This window comes from Pseudomonas sp. lyk4-R2A-10, assembly GCF_030209075.1.
GTDB lineage: Bacteria > Pseudomonadota > Gammaproteobacteria > Pseudomonadales > Pseudomonadaceae > Aquipseudomonas > Aquipseudomonas glycinae.
Map to the genome: position 1 here is coordinate 1 of NZ_JARVSR010000029.1, position 2,920 is coordinate 2,920.

General features: G+C 53.2%; 4 protein-coding genes and 3 tRNA genes. All 7 read left to right on the forward strand.

Annotated elements, in window-relative coordinates:
• The first annotated feature begins 129 nt into the window (after window positions 1–129).
• Window positions 130–1,083 carry a bifunctional biotin--[acetyl-CoA-carboxylase] ligase/biotin operon repressor BirA gene (birA, locus tag QRN46_RS28745; RefSeq protein WP_011336178.1) on the forward strand — a complete coding sequence of 318 codons (954 nt, stop codon included), beginning with the start codon at window positions 130–132 and terminating at the stop codon, window positions 1,081–1,083.
• Window positions 1,073–1,822 carry a pantothenate kinase gene (locus QRN46_RS28750; RefSeq protein ID WP_011336177.1) on the forward strand — a complete coding sequence of 250 codons (750 nt, stop codon included), beginning with the start codon at window positions 1,073–1,075 and terminating at the stop codon, window positions 1,820–1,822. The genes birA and QRN46_RS28750 overlap by 11 nt, the downstream gene beginning before the upstream one ends.
• 7 nt (window positions 1,823–1,829) lie before the next feature.
• Window positions 1,830–2,270, forward strand: a complete 441-nt coding sequence (locus QRN46_RS28755) for a hypothetical protein (protein WP_011336176.1) — start codon at window positions 1,830–1,832, stop codon at window positions 2,268–2,270.
• A gap of 143 nt (window positions 2,271–2,413) precedes the next feature.
• A tRNA-Tyr gene (locus QRN46_RS28760) sits at window positions 2,414–2,498 on the forward strand.
• A gap of 25 nt (window positions 2,499–2,523) precedes the next feature.
• Window positions 2,524–2,597 (forward strand) — tRNA-Gly (locus QRN46_RS28765).
• Between the two features lie 26 nt (window positions 2,598–2,623).
• A tRNA-Thr gene (locus QRN46_RS28770) sits at window positions 2,624–2,699 on the forward strand.
• 85 nt (window positions 2,700–2,784) lie between these two features.
• Window positions 2,785–2,920, forward strand: a 136-nt coding sequence (locus QRN46_RS28775) for a GTP-binding protein (protein WP_229610192.1), incomplete at its 3' end; no start/stop codon positions are given.

Consider the following 2,920-nt stretch of genomic DNA (forward strand, 5'->3'; position numbering starts at 1 on the left):
AATTCCGAAACCCCAATTGCGAAAGCAGTTGGGGTTTTGTTTTGCCCGCAGGAAATTGGATTGTTTGAATTCTATGCAGCGGCCCGGTGCATGGCTATTATTCGGGCCTCATTCTGAGGCGAGACCTGCATGCTGACGTTGTTGAACCTTCTGAAGGATGGTCGATTCCATTCCGGTCAGGCTCTGGGGGCTGCCCTGGGAATTAGTCGAAGTGCGGTGTGGAAGCAGCTTCAGCACCTGGAGGCTGAGCTTGGGTTATCCATACATAAAGTCCGGGGGCGGGGCTATCAATTAGCCTCGCCATTGACTTTGCTTGACTCGCTCGAGATAGCGGAAAGTCTTCCTGGCTGGTCTGTCAGTATCTTTGATTCCGTCGACTCTACTAATGCTGAATCGTTGCGCGCGGTGGATCGGGGGCGGGCGGCTCCCTTTCTTGTACTGGCCGAGCTCCAAAGATCAGGGCGTGGGCGCAGGGGGCGTAAATGGGTGAGTCCGTTTGCTGAAAACCTCTATTACAGCCTCGTGTTGCGCATCGATGGTGGGATGCGTCAGCTTGAGGGGTTAAGTCTTGTTGTTGGTCTCGCGGTCATGCAGGCCTTGCATGCGCTTGGGGTGCCAGGTGCAGGGCTGAAATGGCCCAATGATGTATTGGTCGGGCGAAAAAAAATCGCCGGGATCCTGTTGGAGCTGGTTGGCGATCCGGCAGACGTGTGTCATGTAGTGTTGGGCATAGGCATTAATGTGAACATGCAAGCTACAGATGAAGTCGATCAGCAATGGACTTCAATGCGTCTGGAGTCGGGTAAATCTTGTGATCGCAATATTCTGGCGGTTGAGCTGAGTAAGCAGCTGCAACTCTATTTGCAGCGTCACCAATCGGGCGGCTTCTCTGTGCTTCGGGCGGAGTGGGAGGCGAGCCATTTGTGGCAGGGGCAGCCGGTTTCTCTCACTGCGGGGGTCAATCAAGTAGATGGTGTGGTGCTGGGAATCGATAATCAAGGCGCACTGCGGCTAAAGGTAGACGGTGTGGAAAAAGTCTTTAGTGGTGGTGAGCTCAGCTTGAGGTTGCGTGATGATTCTTGAGCTTGATTGTGGAAACAGCTTTATCAAGTGGCGTGTGCTGCGGGCTGAGGCGGGAGCCTTGATCGCGGAAGGAGTGGTCGACTCTGATGGCGCCTTGGTCGACAATCTAAGGTCGCTTGAGAAGGTATCTCTCGTCAAATGTCGCCTTGTTAGCGTAAGAACTGAAGATGAGACCAATTTGCTTATTGGCTTGCTTAAGCAGGAGTTCGGCATTTCCGTTGTCTGTGCGGCGCCCGCTCGCGAGATGTCCGGCGTAAAGAATGGTTACGACGATTATGAGCGCCTTGGCCTCGATCGTTGGCTTGCGATGCTTGGTGGTTTTCACCTGGCTAAAGGGGCTTGTCTGGTTCTAGATTTCGGGACGGCGGTGACCGCCGATTTTATCTCCGCGGACGGTGAGCATTTGGGAGGCTTCATTTGTCCCGGCATGCCGCTGATGCGTAATCAACTGCGTACCCATACTCGAAAAATTCGCTATGGAGATCTCGCGGCGGAGCGGGCATTGACGAGCCAGGCTCCGGGGCGCAATACAGTTGAGGCTGTAGAGCGTGGCTGTTCGTTGATGCTCAGAGGATTCGTGTTGACGCAGTTGGAGATGGCGCGTTCCTACTGGGGTGATGACTACCGAGTCTTCATCACCGGTGGTGATGCGGAGCTGGTCTCGGATGTCGCGCCTGAGGCTCGGGTTGTTTCCGATTTGGTGTTCGTGGGTTTGGCTATGGCGTGTCCTTTGTCCTGAGGTTTGTATGCGTTGGTTGTTCCTCCTGCTTCTGGTACTCAATGTGTTTTATTACGTCTGGCATCAGCAGGAGGCCCCTCTGCGCGCAAAGGATGTCACGCCGCTCAGTCTTTATCGTGGCTCGCAACAGGATATTCGCCTGTTGAGTGAGGCTGGAGGTGATGCTTCCCGTGAAAAAAGGACTGGGGGAAAGCCTGATGGGCAGTGCCTATATATAGGCGGCTTGGGTCTACCTGAGTCTGCTCAGGTGTTGGAACAGCGTTTGACGGAGCTTGGAGCAAAAGCTCTTCCTTCGTCAAAAGAGTCTTCCGGCGGCTCATATTGGTTCCAGATTACGCCCGAAACCCAGCGTTTGCTGGGTGATGCTCAGCTACAAAACCTTTCCAAGGAATTCAATGAGTTAAAACATAAAATAATGCTGTGCGAGGGGGTTGCACCTGCGGAATAGTTTGCATAGAATGGCGCCCGCTCCACAGCGAAGACCTGAAAAGGTTGATGCAGTGGGGTGGTGTCAATGCAGCTAACCTCAGGTTTTTAAATGAGAAAATGCTTGACAGAGGTTTGGCATGGTATAGAATGCCGGCCTGATTAGGAGGGGTTCCCGAGCGGCCAAAGGGATCAGACTGTAAATCTGACGTCTACGACTTCGAAGGTTCGAATCCTTCTCCCTCCACCAGATTTTAGCGTGAGCTGCAAGCTCCGCGGGTATAGTTTAGTGGTAGAACCTCAGCCTTCCAAGCTGATGATGCGGGTTCGATTCCCGCTACCCGCTCCAAGTTTGCAGGTTGTGCAAAGTGTTACGCTCTTGTAGCTCAGTTGGTAGAGCACACCCTTGGTAAGGGTGAGGTCAGCGGTTCAAATCCGCTCAAGAGCTCCATATAACAAGGCAGATATGAAAATATCTGCCTTTGTTTTAATGGCTCGTGTCGTTTGCTCAATTTCTTCTGTTAGGGGTGATATCGATGGCTAAGGAAAAATTTGATCGTTCCCTGCCGCACGTCAACGTTGGCACCATCGGTCACGTAGACCACGGTAAGACCACGCTGACCGCTGCTCTGACTCGCGTCTGCTCCGAAGTTTTCGGTTCGGCCGTAGTTG

What these genes read in the sequence shown, in the direction of transcription:
- QRN46_RS28750 (WP_011336177.1), top strand. Translation starts at nt 1,073, where the DNA reads ATGATTCTTGAGCTTGATTGTGGAAACAGCTTTATCAAGTGGCGTGTG.
- QRN46_RS28755 (WP_011336176.1), top strand. Translation starts at nt 1,830, where the DNA reads ATGCGTTGGTTGTTCCTCCTGCTTCTGGTACTCAATGTGTTTTATTAC.
- birA (WP_011336178.1), top strand. Translation starts at nt 130, where the DNA reads ATGCTGACGTTGTTGAACCTTCTGAAGGATGGTCGATTCCATTCCGGT.